Source organism: Polynucleobacter sp. MWH-Braz-FAM2G (assembly GCF_018687635.1).
Taxonomy (GTDB): Bacteria; Pseudomonadota; Gammaproteobacteria; order Burkholderiales; family Burkholderiaceae; genus Polynucleobacter.
Genome location: NZ_CP061300.1, coordinates 419,778 through 435,431, shown reverse-complemented (window position 1 = coordinate 435,431; position 15,654 = coordinate 419,778). Strand labels below are relative to the sequence as shown.

Below are 15,654 nucleotides of genomic sequence, written 5' to 3'. Positions count from 1 at the left end.
AAGGAGAATGAGCATGAAAAAAATCATTACCGCTTTAAGTATTGCACTCAGTTTTGCACTTCCGACTTACGCATTTGCCGATCAGGCAGCTTGTGAAGCCAAGGCAGTAAGTAAAGATGGTAAGCCGTTGTATGGCGCTGCTAAAGATGCTTCTATTAAAAAATGTATGGGCGATGCTAAACCAAATGATTGTGAAGCCAAGGCGGTTAGCAAAGATGGTAAGCCACTATATGGCGCTGCTAAGGCTGCCTCTATTAAAAAGTGTGAAGGTGCCAAATAAGGATACTTGGAGAATCTTCTCTGCAATATGAAAAAAGCCTCGCAATGCGAGGCTTTTTCTTTTATCTCTAAGTTATTGAATAAGTTTTTCTTTTAGAACGGCTCGTATCCACCCGAAGAATAACCAATAGAACCCAGCGCTAAATTATCAAACTTCGTATAAGGGCCTTGCCAGCTTAAACGCACGGTACCAATTGGACCATTACGCTGCTTACCGATTATGATCTCGGCTACGCCTTTATCGGTAGTGGTATCTGGGTGATATACCTCATCACGATAAATAAACATAATCAAGTCCGCATCTTGTTCAATAGCACCAGATTCACGCAAGTCAGACATGATTGGACGTTTATTGGGACGCTGTTCAAGACCACGATTTAACTGAGATAGCGCCACAACTGGACACTGCAGTTCTTTTGCGAGTGATTTGAGTGAACGAGAGATTTCAGAAATTTCTGTTGCACGGTTTTCAGAACCAGAACCACTCATCAGTTGCAGGTAATCTATCACTACCAAACCAAGGGTGCCACCGAAGTTTCTAGCTATACGACGAGCACGCGCACGTAACTCTAGACTTGATAGTGAACCAGTTTCATCAATCAAAATTTGCGTATTACTTAAACGAGCAATCGCATCGGTTACGCGTGGCCACTCATCATCTTGGAGCTTACCTGTACGCATACGACCTTGATCAACACGCCCAACAGATCCAAGTAGACGCGCTGCCAACTGCTCACCCGACATCTCCATCGAGAAAACAACAACCGGCAAACCTTCGGCTAGGGCAACGTTTTCAGCGATATTGAGCGCAAATGCGGTGTTGTGCGTAACAACATAATCATCAGTAATGTAAGTTCTCTGAGGATGGCTTACAGAAATACACTGCGCTTGAGTCACTCTTGATGGCTCAATACTCTTGAAAGTTAGGCGACGCTGACGATCCCAACTCGCTCTTAATCTTTCCTTCTTTTCGGGCAAGCTAAATGCTTGAAAGCCAGCACCAAAACTCATATTCAAAACAAACGATAAGCGACCCTGTTTTTTTTCACCTAGGTAGGTATAGCTAGTTTGTTTATTAGCGATTGAACAGAACCCCCCCAAGGATCTCGCTAAAGTGGCAACGTCCTGAGCAAGTCGCTTGCTAGCAGTGCAAAAACGAATTGAGCCCCACTTTTCAATCCACCCATCGGTATCCATTAGACCCTGGAATAACGCAAGTCGAGCATTCCGATTGGCCTCTAGATAAGTTGCAGGTATAAATTTGTCAAAGCTTCTGCAACCTAGCACACCTAAATCTTGTAAGGCAGCCCTGAAATAATTTATTGGGACAGACTGTCTAGCGCCATTAGCAGCAATTCGCTGTTTAGAAACCAGTCTCCAATCGTAAGCATTAGCATGCACAAGTTCCATCTCATAACCCGCGAGAGCATTGATACGCTCAACCAGCTCGGGAGATTTTGTGGAAAACAATACGCTGCTGTGAGAGAGCGCTAGAGTGCCATCACCCAATAAAGCACCAAACACCCAAGGGTGAATTGGTAATTCATTTGTATGCCCAAAATCTCCGGTCACAGGTTCGATCCATAACCTATTTTTATAACGAACAGAGCCCAACATTTCCATTAAACGAGCAGTGTCAATTACTTTGGGCTCAGCCCAGTCACGGTACATCACTCGCCATAGATGTTCAGCGCAACATTCAGCCTCACGCCCATCAGAAAAAACAACTTTATAAATTTGCTTAATGCCCTGCGGATAGATACCTGTAACCATGGAGTGCTCACCATCAACCGATGCGAGTCGATCACCAAACTTAAGGTCACCCATCAATTTCCAGCCGTCTACAGTCTTTACTTTTGCATCAAGAGGTTGGGCTTTACCCATCGAGGGTCTTCCAGCCACAATGACCAAATCGCCTTTTTGCAAACCACTAGTCTGCTTATCAAGATCAATGAATCCTGTAGCAATACCCGTTATATCGCTACCGCCTTGACGGTTATACAACTCATCAATTCGAGCAACCACCGTTTTTAGTAAAGGTTCGATCTCGAGATAATCAGCTTTACGACTACCTTCTTCACCAATTTGAAGAATGCGTGACTCGGCCTCATCCAAAAGGGTTCTTACGGTGCGACCTTCTGGCACAAAAGCAGAATTAACAATACTGTCTGAGACCTCAATCAAGCGACGCAAAATACTGCGGTCACGAACGATGTCAGCATAGCCTTTAATGTTGGCTGCGCTAGGAGTGTTTTGAGCTAATGAATTGAGGTAATCAATACTGACTAAATCACCACCCTGCTCAGATTTAATCGCATCGTAAACAGTGATGACGTCAGCAGGATGATTGTCGCCAACCAAACGTGCAATGACCTTGTAAATTAGAGCATGTTCGGGGCGGTAGAAATCTTTGTCGTTTAATACTCCGCCGAGGTTATCCCAAGAGGAGTTATCGATCAGTAGGCCGCCGAGCAAAGACTGCTCGGCTTCTACAGAGTGTGGCGGTACTTTTAAAGCCTGCACGACTGCATCCCCAGAGCCCATCATGCTGGGATTCAGCGTAACGGAACGTGAACGGGATTCAGCCATGAGGCTAGTTTACAGATTTAAAACTTAAGCTTGCTCGCCAACTACACGAATAGTGATGTCTGCAACAACATCGGTATGAACAGCTACCGCTACAGGGTGATCACCAACCATTTTCAATGGGCCAGTAGGCAAACGTACTGAAGACTTCTCAATTGTGAAGCCCTTAGCTTTCAAAGCATCAGCGATATCGTGATTGGTTACAGAACCAAACAAACGACCGTCAACACCAGCTTTTTGACCGATTTCAAGAACCAAGTCTTTGAGCTTTGCGCCAATCGCTTCAGCAGCAGCCAATTTCTCAGCAGCAACTTTTTCTAGTTCAGCGCGACGAACTGCAAAATCAGCAATCGCTGCATCAGTAGCACGACGAGCTTTACGTTGTGGGATTAAGAAATTGCGAGCATAACCGTCTTTAACGCGAACGATGTCGCCAAGGTTGCCCAAGTTAATTACTTTTTCTAAAAGAATGATTTGCATTGAGGGCTCCTAATTATTTCTTATGTTGATCGGAGAATGGCAATAAAGCCAAGAAACGAGCACGCTTGATAGCAGTGTCTAACTGACGCTGATATTTTGCTTTTGTGCCTGTCAAACGAGCAGGAGTAATCTTGGCGTTTTCGCCAATGAAGTCCTTCAATGTATCTACATCTTTGTAGTCAATCTGTTCTACGCCAGCAACAGTGAAACGGCAATAACGCTTACGCTTGAACAATGGGTTCTGAGCTGGTTTCTTTTTGAAATCGGGTTTCTTTCCAAACGCCATGATGATTTCCTCTTTAATTTTTCAATTGAATATGGGTAATATGGAAAACAAGTCTTTGATTACGTAGAGTCTTGGGTGCCAAGAATCCTTCAAACACCGCCTCAGCACCTAAATCCATTTGCTCTAGATCCTTTTGTAACGGACCGATTGTGATGGCTTCAACATTCATCTGAATCTTCCTTGCTACTCCTACCTCGTTTGCTTGGCCACTATGCTCTAGCAGACAATGCATCACAGGTATTCCTGCAGGTGTAAATCGAATCGCGTCTTTAGATACCAAGATTGCAGTGAGGGTGAAATGATTCAACGCCACTCCGCTTCTCTTATACGTTTTCTAGTCTGTGTATTCCTCTTCAAATTTCTAACTTATTCCGCTGCTACAGGAGCTTCGGATTGAGCTGATTTGCGCGCTTCTTCACGTTGCACTTCTTTCATCATGATGGAAGGCTCTGTTTCAGCTTTCTTAGTCTTGATAATGAGGTGACGCAAAACAGCATCGTTAAATTTGAACGCATGCTCGAGCTCTTCCAGAGTTTTCTGGTCACACTCAATGTTCATGCAAACGTAGTGGGCTTTAGCAAGTTTGTCGATCATGTAAGCCATCTGACGACGACCCCAATCTTCAATACGATGAATTTTGCCGCCCGCAGCTGCTAATGTAGCTTTGTAGCGATCAATCATCGCTGGCACTTGCTCGCTTTGGTCCGGATGGACGATAAAGACGATTTCATAATGACGCATCAAACACTCCTTAAGGATAAAGTCACCTGGGCGTCTTGCTAAGTTCTGATGGTTGCGAACTCAGCGCCAGTGTGACAAGGTAGTAACAAATTGTAGGTACTGCATACAACACTTTTACAACCGCTTTTCAGCGCTTACCGAATTACTGGCAAGACTGCTATTCTAGCAAAAAAATCCTGCCAAGTCAGGGATTTACCCGCTGATTGAGCTTGTTTTTCAGCATTCAAGGCCAATTGGAGCGCAATTCTGGCCCTAGGGGCAGAAAGACTGCCCGACGCCAAGCACCCAACGATGTCAGCCTCTGGAAGATCCTGCGCCGTTTCACCGGCCCCCGTTCTACTTGTTCTAACTAGAGCAATCCCATGTTTAACTGCTGCAACCAGAGATTCCCTCCACGCATCATGAAAGCCACCCATACCCGTTCCTGCAAGGACTAGCCCCTTAACCTTAGAACTTAGCCAGTGAGTGATTGTTTCTGAACGTGCGCCAGCATGGCTAGTCAATATTTCCACCCAAGGCCACTCATTTCCCTTAGGAATAGGCAAATCCTCATTCCAGAGGGCTTGAACCGCTTTCACCCCCGATAACCAAGACGGATTAATAAGACCTACCGAACTACTGGGAGACGCCTGAATAGGTGCATTTAAGGCAGTTCCATGCCGTTTAGCCAAGTCCATGGCCAAACACCCCCTACCATGCATGACGGCATATATGCCACCAGGACAATTATCAATGGGAGTAGAAGCCCAACGAATGGCATCCAATAGGTTGGATGGCCCATCCGCTTTAGGAGCATTGGCGGGTAACATAGCTCCGGTTAGGATCACTCTTTTGCCTAAATTTTGAGCAAATTTCCCGCAAGTCAGCTGCAAAAAGACCCCAGTTTCTTCAATCGTATCTGTTCCGTGAGTGATCACTATCCCTTTGACCATTGAATTATCAAGGGCCACTCTTACAGTCTCGCCAAGAAGGCTCAATAATGGTTCCGTCAGATTTCGACTATTGATATTGGCTACCTGCTGGGAAACAAGCTTGATATCCCCAGGTACAGCTGCTTGAATATGCGCCAACAAGGAAGCAATTTCAATCTGTCCAGCTTCATATTGCATGGGATTTTCAGCAGGCCTACCGGCTACCCCAGCAATCGTACCTCCCATTCCTAAAACCAAAATATGAGGTGAATGCTCTGCATTATTTTCAATTGTGCTCATTGCTCCATTATCCCCTCAAAATTGCTTGAAATATCAAAAACTGCTGTATACAATCCCAGTATGGACATAAACACAGTCGATTTCCCAGAGGAGCTAACTGCCCTCCCCAAACTCACTCCACGCCAGAATGAGATCTTGGAGCTAATTACCAAGGCTATCGATGAGAGCGGCCTTCCACCAACACGCGCAGAGATCGCGACCCAACTAGGATTTGCCTCTGCAAATGCAGCGGAAGAACATCTTCGCGCTTTAGCAAAAAAAGGTTATATCGAACTGACTCCTGGTACCTCACGTGGCATTCGTATTGCGCAACGCTATAACCAATCGCACAACAGCAATAAATATCGCCAACTCTCTTTACCATCGGGTGCACTTCAACAACTTACCCTACCCTTAATTGGGCGAGTTGCTGCTGGTTCGCCAATCATGGCTGTTGAGCATATTGAAAAACACATACCGATTGATCCGAGCTTATTTAGCAAGGGTGCTGATTACTTGTTGAAGGTAAAAGGCATGAGCATGCGCGATGCAGGAATTTTGGATGGCGACTATTTGGCTGTCAGAAAAACAACTGAAGTTCGTAATGGTGACATCGTAGTAGCTCGCCTTGATGACGAAGTTACAGTGAAGCGTTGGCAACAAAAGAAAACCGCCAATGGAATGGTCATTGAACTGCAAGCAGAAAATCCAGACTTCAAAAATATTTTGGTTGACGACCGTCAACCCAATTTTGCTATTGAAGGTCAGGCGGTCGGCCTTATTCGGGCCGAGGGACTTTAAGTCAGAACTCCATTAGATAAAAGGCCTCTTGTTAGAGGCCTTTTTAATAATTACCGCTCAAGTAATAGTGATTACTTCCGAACTGGAGCCTGAACATTGGCATTCTTAGGTGATGATGTAATCACAATTACTGATTTTGGTCCTCCGAGCGATCCATCAACCACTTCAATGGTGGCAGTTCTATCGGCCTTTGTAAAAACCAAAATACTAGTTTTAGCTTTCACTGCAGTAACTGTTGTCCAGCCATTCTTGGGATACTCAGACTGAAAGAATGCGTATACATCGGTTGCGCCTTGAAGCGCATTCACCGTGGCTCTTCCAACCCATTCATTGCCGCGACCAATAATGATCGAATCAGACCCATTCAGACGCGCACCTTGGGGCAACAACATATCACCCAATAATTGCGATTGCACTTCTTGAACTTCTTGCGGTGAACCAGAAGGGGAGTCGCCAGAACTTGCGCAGGCACCTAATGCAGTTGCCAAAAACAATGCATGAGCGCTGAATTTAAGAGTCCTGAATTTGATCATTTGTACTTTATTAAGTTAGTAACACTTTTACTTACATTAGTTAAAAGTATTTTAGGTGATGCGCCTAAATCGTCAAGACAAATTACTGGAGGCGCGTGAGGGAATCGAACCCCCGTACGAAGCTTTGCAGGCTCCTGCCTAACCACTCGGCCAACGCGCCAAACATTTGAATCAAAAATGGGAAGCTTTTTAGGGCTTCCCATCGAACTTGGAGCGGGAAAGGAGGTTCGAACTCCCGACCTATACCTTGGCAAGGTATCGCTCTACCAGCTGAGCTATTCCCGCATAACAGGGCGATAGTTTAACAAACAATCGCAAAGAAAGCATTATTCCTAGTAAAACCTAAAAATTAGAGGAATGTGATTTCCTTGAAAAGCTTAACTGGCTGGGCTTTCTAGGCTCTAGTCAATTTTTCCTACCAGTTGCGGTAAAGCCTTTTTCATGTAATAAAACATCGACCAAAGCGTTAAAAAGGATGCAATCCAAATTAACCATGTGCCAACTTGAGCGCAATTGAGCCAACCAAACAGCGTGTCATTGAGCAATAAAAAAGGAATTGCCACTAACTGGGCCGTTGTTTTCAACTTACCAACCATATGCACAGCAACACTTTTACCTGCGCCCAATAAAGCCATCCACTCTCTTAATGCCGAGATCGTAATTTCACGACCAATAATGATCAGTGCTACCCAAACCTGTACACGATCCATATTCAATAACACCAACAAAGCAGCGGCAACAATAAGCTTATCCGCGACAGGATCTAAGAACTGTCCAAATGCTGATTCCTGTTTTAAACGACGGGCTAAGAAACCATCGAGCCAATCGGTAATCGCAGCAGAGATAAAAATGATTGCTGCAATCAGATTCTTTTCAAACGGAGTCAGCCAACTATTCGGAAGATAAAAGACAGCCACCAGCAGTGGAATCGCTGCAACACGCAACCAAGTTAAGGCGATCGGTAAATTAAAGGGCATTCGTTAAGCATAAACCAAGTGGTGATGGGGCTAGTGAAGCTGTCGATAAATTTGCTCGGCAAGAGTTAAGGAAACGCCCTCTACGCTAGCTATCTCTTCAATGCTTGCGTTAGCAACCCCCCTTAGACCACCAAAACGCGCCAGTAATTTTTGACGGCGCTTGGCACCAATTCCCTCGATCTCCTCAAGGCGCGAAATCGTTCTCGCTTTAGCCCTTTTTGCTCGCATGCCTGTAATCGCAAAGCGATGCGCTTCATCTCGAATTTGAGCCACCAATAGCAAAGCAGCGCTATCAATCCCCAACTCTAGAGCAGGCCGGCCATCGGCAAAAATGAGGGTTTCTAGACCCACTTTGCGCCCCTCACCTTTAGCTACACCAACAATCAAGCCCACATCCATTCCGAACTCAGAAAGAACCTGACGCGCCATTTCTACTTGACCCTTGCCACCATCAATCAGAATGACTTGTGGAATTTTTTCTAATGGAAGCTCTTGAAAATTAGCATAACGTCGATGCAATACTTGACGCATAGCGGCATAGTCATCACCTGGAGTAATGTCCTTGATGTTAAAGCGTCGATACTCACTCGACTGCATTCCATTCTTGGCATACACCACGCATGATGCTTGAGTAGCTTCGCCAGAGGTATGACTGATATCAAAACATTCAATTCGAAGTTGCTCAAGGCTTTCTAAATCTAAACCTAAAACATCAGCCAAAGCGCGCGCCCTGGCCAATTGACCTCCGGTTTCTACCAGCCTTTTAGTAAGGGCAATCTTTGCATTACCCTCAGCCATTGCAAGCCAGTGGCGTCTTTGCCCTTGAGGTTGATGCAAGAAGGAAATTTTTCTACCCGCCTGAGCATTTAATAGCTCATGCAAATCTTCTGGCGGTGATTCATTCAGCTGGGTGAGATCATCATTTGCTGATTGCAAGGCATGATTTAAAACCAATACAGGCGGAATTAAATTACCTGTCGCATCTTCAGCACTCTCCTCAAGATAATGCTGGGTAATAAAGGCTTCTAATATTTCCGCGGGGGACGGCAGTTCACCAGAGGTAGTACGTAATCCTTTAGGGAAATAAGCCCTATCCCCCAAGTGACGTCCGCCACGAACCATTGCGAGATTGACACAAACCATCCCTTCCATCTGCGCCACAGCGATGATGTCCACATCCCCCTCGCCTTCAGCAACCGCATCCATAGCCTGCTGTTGTAGAACGCTAGACAGATCTGCGATCCGATCACGTAATACTGCGGCCATTTCAAACTCCATCGCCTCGCTATGCTTGTGCATTTCCCTTTCAAGCTCTGAGAGAACTCGACTATGATCGCCTTCCAAAAATCGTGTAGCTTGCGCGACATCTTGACCGTACTGTTCAACACTCAAGCGACCAACACAAGGAGCGCTACAGCGATGTATTTGATGCAAAAGACAAGGACGGCTACGATTCTTGAATACAGAATCTTCACAGGTTCTTAGTCGAAATACTTTTTGCAGTATTTGCACGCTATTTCGTACCGCCCAACTATTGGGAAAGGGTCCAAAGTAATGATTGCGCTTATCTACCTTTCCACGATATGAAGCTAATCTTGGAAATTGATGCCCGGTCAACATTACATAAGGGTATGACTTGTCATCACGAAACAAAATATTAAATGGGGGAGCCAACTCTTTGATGAGATTGTTCTCTAGAATGAGGGCTTCAGTTTCAGTTCGTGTTACCGTAGTTTCATAGCGAGCAATTTTGCCCACCATCAGTTCAATACGCGGTGACAACTGGGTACGCTGAAAATAACTTGAGACACGCTTTTTAAGGTTACGTGCTTTGCCTACATACAGAATATGTCCTGCTTCATCAAAAAAGCGATACACCCCCGGCAAACCGGGTAGCCGTTTAACATCCTTTTGAAGGGTTTCGAAAAGCGAATTGCTCATGCGTTGGGATATTTTCTGTCAAATCGTAGACAACTTTGGTGATGCTGGCGTTTGCTGGCGTCTAGCCCGTAGCTTATCAAGTATTCATGGGCAAGAGGTCCGTATATTTTGCGATGATCTACCAGTCCTTAATTTACTCTCATCGGGTATAGATTCTTCGATTAAACAAAAAATTGATATCCAGCCATGGGAAGCTAGTTACAGCAATGCTCGTCATCCCGTGCAAACTCCAGACATAGTTATTGAAGCTTTTGGCTGTGAACTGCCAGAGCGCTATCTGGCAGGTCTATTTGTCGCACCGGTTAAGCCCCTCATAATTAATCTAGAGTATCTCAGTGCGGAACCTTGGGTAGCTGAGTTCCACGGCAAAGCATCCCCCCAGTCTCACGGCATCCCCAAATACTTCTTCTTTCCCGGTTTTCAAGATGAAGTCGGTGGTCTATTGCTCGACCCCATTCCACCTGAAGGTCAGCTAGTTGTAAAGCAAATACCAAAAGATCTGAAAAATATTTGGTCAAAATTGCGCCCAAATGCTAAACGGATGAGTATTTTTTGCTATCCAGGCGCCCCTTTAAAAAAATGGCTAGAGAATTTAGCTCAGCGTAATGAAGACATTGATATCTTGCTTGCACATGGGCATATAGAGCAATTAAATCTCTATGGCGAGCAACCACTCACCTTACCAAACCATTTGCAATTATTGTCAATGCCATTTGTTTCTCAAGATGACTTTGATTGGGTCCTCTCCCAATGCGATTTCAATATCGTACGTGGCGAAGACTCTTTTGTGCGCGCACAGTTAGCCGGAAAACCTTTTATTTGGCATATTTACCCCCAAGAAGATCGAGCTCATGAAGTGAAATTAGCTGCATTTCTGGATCTCTATCTTGAAGAAGCAAACCAAGCCTTAAGACTTGCAACTATTGCGGCCATGACCTGGGCTATGCCCGATGAATGGCTAGATAGCCTAGATACCTGGAAGATCCATGCAGAGCACTGGCGAGCGCATTTACTCCAAAAACAAGGGGATGGAGGCTTGCCAGCGCGTTTAATCCGCTTCGTCGCTTAATCCCAAGCAATAAAGGCTGGCGGGCGGTTACAATCTTGTTTTTGATAAAAACTGCAGAAAAATAGCTCTGCCCCAGGAATAGCAATATGAAAACAGCACAAGAACTCCGCGTTGGTAACGTAGTAATGATTGGCTCTGATGCCATGGTCGTTTTGAAGGCCGAATACAGCCGCTCAGGCCGCAACTCCTCAGTTGTGAAAATGAAATTTAAAAATTTGTTAACTGGCGCTCCGAACGAAGGCGTCTACAAAGCTGATGACAAATTTGATGTTGTGATTCTCGACAAGAAAGAATGTACTTATTCTTATTTTGCAGATCCAATGTATGTCTTTATGGACACTGAATACAACCAGTACGAAGTTGAGGCTGAGTTCATGGGTGACGCACTAAACTACCTCGAAGAAAGTATGCCTTGCGAAGTTGTGTTCTACGAAGGTAAAGCACTCTCAGTAGCTATGCCAAACTCATTGGTTCGTGAAATCATTTACACAGAACCTGCAGTTAAAGGTGATACCAGTTCTGGCAAAGTATTGAAGAGCGCAAAATTGGCAACTGGCTATGAATTGCAAGTTCCTTTGTTCTGCAACACTGGCGATAAAATCGAAATCGATACTCGTACAGGCGAATACCGCAGCCGCGCTAACTAATTAGCTATCTGCTGAAGCCTAAAAGCCCGGTTATCCGGGCTTTTTTAATTTGTAGCTTAGCCTCATAATATCCACACTATGAATAGCAATCTTCCCTTGAAAATTTCTCGACTTGCAATTAGCGAATTACCGCAATTAATTGATTGCGTGCGTCGCTGTTATGGAGATACTTATCCCAACACCATCATGTACAACATCGACCAACTACAAGAAATTATCGAGAGTAAGTTGATGCACTCAGTCGTCGCTAAACTTGATGATGGTCAAATCATTGGACACTGTGCGCTAACCTTTGATGGCGCCCACAACGTTTCGCCAGAAGCAGGAAAAATGATGGTGGATCCCAATTTCAGGGGGCGCCACATTGCTGAAATCATGGCAAAAAAAAGAATCGAGATTGCCCAAGAACTCTCTTTACCAGGATTTTGGACAGAGTGTGTTACCAATCACCCGTATAGCCAGCATGAAATGATCGCATTTAATGCAAAGGAAACGGGATTATTTATTGGGGATACGCCTGCAACTATTTCCATGAAGGGATTGGAAAATCACCCAGATACCCGCATGTCATTATTGGCATTTTATTTGCCACTCAATGACCGTCCGCATACGATCTATATTCCATCTCAGCATATCGAACATGCTCAATCATTAGCACTTGATTTAAATCTGCCACGCAAAATAGTGAGTACTAATTTAAGGGCGAACGGCGCAACAACCTTTCATACCGTAGTGAATTCCAGCATCCAAACCGCTAACATTGCTATTGATCGCATTGGTGGTGATTTAATCGCCGCAGTAAAACATGAGCTTCGAAAACTAGAGACCATGAAGCTTGCCTCAATCTATTTAGATATCCCTATTGAGCAAGAGGCAGCAGCAAATGCCTATATTGAACTCGAAAGTATTGGGTTTTTTTGGGGATCTTGGATGCCAAATTTTTCTACCAAAGGTGATTCACTCAGACTCCAGAAAATTTATCAGCCCGTCGATGTAGAGACTATTGTTTGCGCAAGACCACAAGGATATGACATTAAAAAATATGTTCTCTCCGAATGGGAGAGAATTAGCAAAAAATAGGCTATATCTAGTCAATCAAGTCTAACTGCTGCAGCAAACCTTTGGCATGCTGATATTCAGACTCGCTTTGAAGTGCATCCCAAGCAGGTGATATTGCAGTTGGCATTAATTTATTTAAACGCTCTTTTGATTCTTCCTGCTTAGCTTTTGATACCTTAAGCTTACTCAAAAGCTGATCTGCTAAGTCCGGACGGTTACAGATCAACACTGCATCGCAGCCAGCATCCAAGGCCATTTCAGCGCCCTTAACTACCGACCCTGCAACACTGGCACCTTCCATCGAAAGATCGTCACTAAAGATTACGCCTTCAAATCCCAACTCTTGTCGCAAGATGGAGTGAAGCCAGATCTTTGAAAAACCCGCTGGATTTTTATCCACCTTCGGATAAATTACGTGAGCTGGCATCACAGCTGCCAAGCTTAAATCCAACCATTCATATGGCTTGGCATCATCATTCAGAATTTGCTTTAAGCTACGCTCATCCACTGGTATGGCCACATGAGAATCTGCTTCAGCCCAACCATGCCCGGGAAAATGTTTTCCACAGTTAGCCATTCCCCCGAGGCGCAAACCCTCATTTAAACTCTTCGCCAACGCAAAGACAATTTGAGGATCGCGACTAAATGATCGATCTCCAATCACGCCACTGCGGCCAAAGTCTAAATCCAATACTGGGGTAAAACTAAAGTCAACTCCGCATGCGCGCAATTCAGAGGCAAGCACATACCCACAAGCAGTCGCCGCAGCCATAGCGATTGCAGCAGATTCAGCAGGATGCGTTGATTTGTTTTTTACCCCCCACAAGTCACCTAGCTTACGCATTGCTGGTAAATGGGTAAAACCATCTGCTCTACAGCGCTGCACACGCCCACCCTCATGATCGATTGAAATCAAAACATCAGGACGTAGCTTTTTAATAGAGGCTGTTAATTTAGTCAGTTGCTGACGATTAGAAAAGTTTCTACCGAATAAGATTACACCTCCAGTAAGAGGGTGGAGGATGCGACGACGATCTTCAGCATTTAACTCAAGACCAATGACATCTAAAGTGACTGGCCCAGGCGCCATGATTGATTTGCTCATCTATTCCTCTTCCTCGAGATGATTGCTAAAGATAATTAATTAAATTTACTTTTGAGTAACGATTACATGAGCAATCGCCATATCTTGCTCATCACTGACTGTTACATGAGCCTCCCAATTCTTCTCTTGCATAAATTGAGCTAACTTTCCCAAATAGCTTGTCACAGGTTTTCCACTTGATTCATTTAAAGTTTGCAGCGAGCGCCATGTCATTGGCATCCTCATACCCAAGCCGATTGCTTTTGAAAATGCTTCTTTGGCTGCAAAACGGGTTGCCAAGAAAGCCATGCCACGTTTGTGATTTCTAGCCAAACGATGCTGAAATATCACCATCTCATCAGGGCCTAAAATTTTTTCAGCTAGGCGTCCTTTAGTGCGCTCGTAGGCCGCTTGCAAACGCTCAATTTGAAGAATATCGGTTCCAATTCCAATGATCATTATGTTTCCAGCCACTAAACAGTTGGCACATGATCTGGGTTGCGACCGCGAACCATCAAGGCTTTCATATCCTCAATTGCATTTTGCCAACCCTTGAATACAGCTTCAGCCACAATCGCGTGCCCAATATTAAGCTCGGATAACTCTTTGATGGCTGCGATGGGCATGACATTACCTTCATTTAACCCATGACCAGCATTGACCCTAAGACCAATGCTTTTGCCAAAGATAGCTGCCTTCCGAATACGTTCCAATTCTTTAACTTGATCTGCTCCCGATAAATCCGCATAACGGCCAGTGTGTAACTCCACCACAGTTGCACCAACGTCCTTAGCAGCCTGAATTTGCTTTTCTTCAGGATCAATAAATAATGACACCCGAATCCCAACATCAACCAACTTTTTGGTTGCTGCTTTAGTGGCTTCAAAATGACCCAATACATCCAGACCGCCCTCGGTTGTCACTTCCTCACGCTTCTCTGGTACTAAGCACACATCATGAGGACGCACCTTACAAGCAATATCGATCATCTCAGGCGTGACTGCACATTCGAGATTCATGCGTGTTTGTATCAATGGTCTCAGGGCAAATAAATCTGCATCTTTAATATGGCGTCGGTCTTCACGTAAATGCAAAGTAATTAAATCAGCGCCAGCCTCTTCTGCCAGTTGTGCCGCCTTTAATGGATCGGGATATACCGTGCCACGCGCATTACGCAGCGTAGCAATATGATCAATATTAATTCCGAGCTCTAGGGTTGGGGGGCGCTTCATCTCAGTAGATTACTAGATTTTCTTTAAATCAATCAAAATTTGACGAGTTGTTAAAACCTGATCTTGCAAATGCAAGCCTAGCAAAAAACGCATCAATTGCTTGCTTTCTGAAAGCGTGTCTGGATCAGAAAAATCTCCCACGGCAATTGCTAATAGCGATTTTCCAGTGAGTACTGGCCAATGCCCTGGATCGTCCACCTGAATAGGACGAACACCTCGCTCTGGTTGGTATACATACTGCTCATGGGCAATAGGCATTTCATTAGTTTCAACACAACGATCAAGGGCCGCCGCATACCCCGTCTCTTGAAGAAGCGATAACTCAAATGGGCGCAAAATTTCTTCTAAGCCCTTTGACCCAAATTCTAGATTAGATAAAGCGTTAATTGTTTCCGCATAGCGGTCATACAACTTTTCGTAATCATCCTCACGCGCTAAAAACTTGACTAGCAATTCATTTAAATAAAACCCGCAGAGCAAAGCGTCACCCACCAAGGATGGCATGCCACCGACCCACTCAGATTTAGTTAGGGTACGGAGTTCAGATTTACCACTCCAAGAAACCAGAAGTGGTTGGAAGCGTTGCAATACAGGCCTAAGAGTTGAATGCGGACGTTTAGCACCCTTGGCGATCAAGGCCATGCGTCCATACTGCCGAGTAAAAACGTCCAGTATTAAGCTTGTTTCTTTATAGGGGATGCTGTGCAATACAAAGGCAGGCTCGTCAGCAACGCGAATCGAAGCCATTT

General features: G+C 44.8%; 18 protein-coding genes and 2 tRNA genes. 5 read left to right on the top strand and 15 right to left on the bottom strand.

The window, feature by feature from the left end:
- The first annotated feature begins 13 nt into the window (after positions 1 to 13).
- Positions 14 to 280 (top strand): hypothetical protein, encoded by a 267-nt coding sequence (locus FD973_RS02360; protein ID WP_215324043.1) that lies wholly within the window; start codon positions 14 to 16, stop codon positions 278 to 280.
- 92 nt (positions 281 to 372) lie between these two features.
- Here the strand turns inward: FD973_RS02360 and dnaB are convergent, their stop codons facing one another.
- From dnaB to FD973_RS02330, 6 genes are all read right to left on the bottom strand, one after another.
- Complete coding sequence (gene dnaB / locus FD973_RS02355) at positions 373 to 2,823, bottom strand: replicative DNA helicase (RefSeq protein ID WP_371816876.1); 2,451 nt, start codon at positions 2,821 to 2,823, stop codon at positions 373 to 375.
- 69 nt (positions 2,824 to 2,892) lie between these two features.
- Positions 2,893 to 3,345, bottom strand: a complete 453-nt coding sequence (rplI, locus tag FD973_RS02350) for a 50S ribosomal protein L9 (protein ID WP_215324042.1) — start codon at positions 3,343 to 3,345, stop codon at positions 2,893 to 2,895.
- Positions 3,346 to 3,358: 13 nt separating this feature from the next.
- On the bottom strand, positions 3,359 to 3,631 hold the full coding sequence (gene rpsR, locus FD973_RS02345) for a 30S ribosomal protein S18 (protein WP_076022861.1): 273 nt from the start codon (positions 3,629 to 3,631) through the stop codon (positions 3,359 to 3,361).
- Positions 3,632 to 3,644: 13 nt separating this feature from the next.
- The gene (gene priB / locus FD973_RS02340) at positions 3,645 to 3,944 is read right to left on the bottom strand and encodes a primosomal replication protein N (RefSeq protein WP_251368811.1); all 300 of its coding nucleotides are present in this window, start codon (positions 3,942 to 3,944) and stop codon (positions 3,645 to 3,647) included.
- A gap of 53 nt (positions 3,945 to 3,997) precedes the next feature.
- Positions 3,998 to 4,372, bottom strand: coding sequence for a 30S ribosomal protein S6 (gene rpsF / locus FD973_RS02335; protein WP_068948000.1), 375 nt, complete (start codon positions 4,370 to 4,372; stop codon positions 3,998 to 4,000).
- A 134-nt stretch (positions 4,373 to 4,506) separates the two neighbouring features.
- The gene (locus tag FD973_RS02330) at positions 4,507 to 5,583 is read right to left on the bottom strand and encodes an asparaginase (RefSeq protein ID WP_215324041.1); all 1,077 of its coding nucleotides are present in this window, start codon (positions 5,581 to 5,583) and stop codon (positions 4,507 to 4,509) included.
- Positions 5,584 to 5,643: 60 nt separating this feature from the next.
- Here FD973_RS02330 and lexA point away from each other — a divergent pair, with 60 nt between their 5' ends.
- Positions 5,644 to 6,363, top strand: a complete 720-nt coding sequence (gene lexA / locus FD973_RS02325) for a transcriptional repressor LexA (RefSeq protein WP_215324040.1) — start codon at positions 5,644 to 5,646, stop codon at positions 6,361 to 6,363.
- A 71-nt stretch (positions 6,364 to 6,434) separates the two neighbouring features.
- On the opposite strand, the gene FD973_RS02320 is transcribed toward lexA, so the two are convergent.
- From FD973_RS02320 to uvrC, 5 genes are all read right to left on the bottom strand, one after another.
- Positions 6,435 to 6,896 (bottom strand): hypothetical protein, encoded by a 462-nt coding sequence (locus FD973_RS02320; protein ID WP_215324039.1) that lies wholly within the window; start codon positions 6,894 to 6,896, stop codon positions 6,435 to 6,437.
- Between the two features lie 86 nt (positions 6,897 to 6,982).
- A tRNA-Cys gene (locus FD973_RS02315) sits at positions 6,983 to 7,056 on the bottom strand.
- A 49-nt stretch (positions 7,057 to 7,105) separates the two neighbouring features.
- Positions 7,106 to 7,181, bottom strand: a tRNA-Gly gene (locus FD973_RS02310).
- 116 nt (positions 7,182 to 7,297) lie between these two features.
- Complete coding sequence (pgsA, locus tag FD973_RS02305; protein ID WP_215324038.1) at positions 7,298 to 7,873, bottom strand: CDP-diacylglycerol--glycerol-3-phosphate 3-phosphatidyltransferase; 576 nt, start codon at positions 7,871 to 7,873, stop codon at positions 7,298 to 7,300.
- Between the two features lie 30 nt (positions 7,874 to 7,903).
- On the bottom strand, positions 7,904 to 9,814 hold the full coding sequence (gene uvrC, locus FD973_RS02300; protein ID WP_215324037.1) for an excinuclease ABC subunit UvrC: 1,911 nt from the start codon (positions 9,812 to 9,814) through the stop codon (positions 7,904 to 7,906).
- Here uvrC and earP point away from each other — a divergent pair.
- The 3 genes from earP (at position 9,813) to FD973_RS02285 (ending at position 12,610) form a co-directional block, all read left to right on the top strand.
- Entirely contained in the window at positions 9,813 to 10,883 is a 1,071-nt protein-coding gene (gene earP / locus FD973_RS02295) for an elongation factor P maturation arginine rhamnosyltransferase EarP (protein WP_215324036.1), read from the top strand. The genes uvrC and earP overlap by 2 nt on opposite strands.
- 86 nt (positions 10,884 to 10,969) lie before the next feature.
- Positions 10,970 to 11,530, top strand: a complete 561-nt coding sequence (efp, locus tag FD973_RS02290) for an elongation factor P (protein ID WP_215324035.1) — start codon at positions 10,970 to 10,972, stop codon at positions 11,528 to 11,530.
- Between the two features lie 78 nt (positions 11,531 to 11,608).
- Positions 11,609 to 12,610 carry a GNAT family N-acetyltransferase gene (locus FD973_RS02285; protein ID WP_215324034.1) on the top strand — a complete coding sequence of 334 codons (1,002 nt, stop codon included), beginning with the start codon at positions 11,609 to 11,611 and terminating at the stop codon, positions 12,608 to 12,610.
- A gap of 7 nt (positions 12,611 to 12,617) precedes the next feature.
- Here FD973_RS02285 and nagZ read toward each other — a convergent pair whose 3' ends face one another.
- The 4 genes from nagZ to recO are packed head-to-tail and all read right to left on the bottom strand — an operon-like array spanning position 12,618 to position 15,652.
- Positions 12,618 to 13,694, bottom strand: a complete 1,077-nt coding sequence (gene nagZ, locus FD973_RS02280; protein ID WP_215324033.1) for a beta-N-acetylhexosaminidase — start codon at positions 13,692 to 13,694, stop codon at positions 12,618 to 12,620.
- A 45-nt stretch (positions 13,695 to 13,739) separates the two neighbouring features.
- Positions 13,740 to 14,132 (bottom strand): holo-ACP synthase, encoded by a 393-nt coding sequence (gene acpS, locus FD973_RS02275; RefSeq protein WP_215324032.1) that lies wholly within the window; start codon positions 14,130 to 14,132, stop codon positions 13,740 to 13,742.
- Between the two features lie 14 nt (positions 14,133 to 14,146).
- Positions 14,147 to 14,905, bottom strand: a complete 759-nt coding sequence (gene pdxJ, locus FD973_RS02270) for a pyridoxine 5'-phosphate synthase (RefSeq protein WP_215324031.1) — start codon at positions 14,903 to 14,905, stop codon at positions 14,147 to 14,149.
- A gap of 12 nt (positions 14,906 to 14,917) precedes the next feature.
- Positions 14,918 to 15,652: a DNA repair protein RecO gene (recO, locus tag FD973_RS02265; protein WP_215324030.1), complete on the bottom strand. Its 735-nt coding sequence runs from the start codon at positions 15,650 to 15,652 to the stop codon at positions 14,918 to 14,920.
- Between the last annotated feature and the right edge of the window lie 2 nt (positions 15,653 to 15,654).

Coding starts and splice junctions, on each gene's coding strand:
- FD973_RS02360 (WP_215324043.1), top strand. CDS start 14: ATGAAAAAAATCATTACCGCTTTAAGTATTGCACTCAGTTTTGCACTT.
- dnaB (WP_371816876.1), bottom strand. CDS start 2,823: ATGGGCTCTGGGGATGCAGTCGTGCAGGCTTTAAAAGTACCGCCACAC.
- rplI (WP_215324042.1), bottom strand. CDS start 3,345: ATGCAAATCATTCTTTTAGAAAAAGTAATTAACTTGGGCAACCTTGGC.
- rpsR (WP_076022861.1), bottom strand. CDS start 3,631: ATGGCGTTTGGAAAGAAACCCGATTTCAAAAAGAAACCAGCTCAGAAC.
- rpsF (WP_068948000.1), bottom strand. CDS start 4,372: ATGCGTCATTATGAAATCGTCTTTATCGTCCATCCGGACCAAAGCGAG.
- FD973_RS02330 (WP_215324041.1), bottom strand. CDS start 5,583: ATGAGCACAATTGAAAATAATGCAGAGCATTCACCTCATATTTTGGTT.
- lexA (WP_215324040.1), top strand. CDS start 5,644: ATGGACATAAACACAGTCGATTTCCCAGAGGAGCTAACTGCCCTCCCC.
- FD973_RS02320 (WP_215324039.1), bottom strand. CDS start 6,896: ATGATCAAATTCAGGACTCTTAAATTCAGCGCTCATGCATTGTTTTTG.
- pgsA (WP_215324038.1), bottom strand. CDS start 7,873: ATGCCCTTTAATTTACCGATCGCCTTAACTTGGTTGCGTGTTGCAGCG.
- earP (WP_215324036.1), top strand. CDS start 9,813: ATGCGTTGGGATATTTTCTGTCAAATCGTAGACAACTTTGGTGATGCT.
- uvrC (WP_215324037.1), bottom strand. CDS start 9,814: ATGAGCAATTCGCTTTTCGAAACCCTTCAAAAGGATGTTAAACGGCTA.
- efp (WP_215324035.1), top strand. CDS start 10,970: ATGAAAACAGCACAAGAACTCCGCGTTGGTAACGTAGTAATGATTGGC.
- FD973_RS02285 (WP_215324034.1), top strand. CDS start 11,609: ATGAATAGCAATCTTCCCTTGAAAATTTCTCGACTTGCAATTAGCGAA.
- nagZ (WP_215324033.1), bottom strand. CDS start 13,694: ATGAGCAAATCAATCATGGCGCCTGGGCCAGTCACTTTAGATGTCATT.
- acpS (WP_215324032.1), bottom strand. CDS start 14,132: ATGATCATTGGAATTGGAACCGATATTCTTCAAATTGAGCGTTTGCAA.
- pdxJ (WP_215324031.1), bottom strand. CDS start 14,905: ATGAAGCGCCCCCCAACCCTAGAGCTCGGAATTAATATTGATCATATT.
- recO (WP_215324030.1), bottom strand. CDS start 15,652: ATGGCTTCGATTCGCGTTGCTGACGAGCCTGCCTTTGTATTGCACAGC.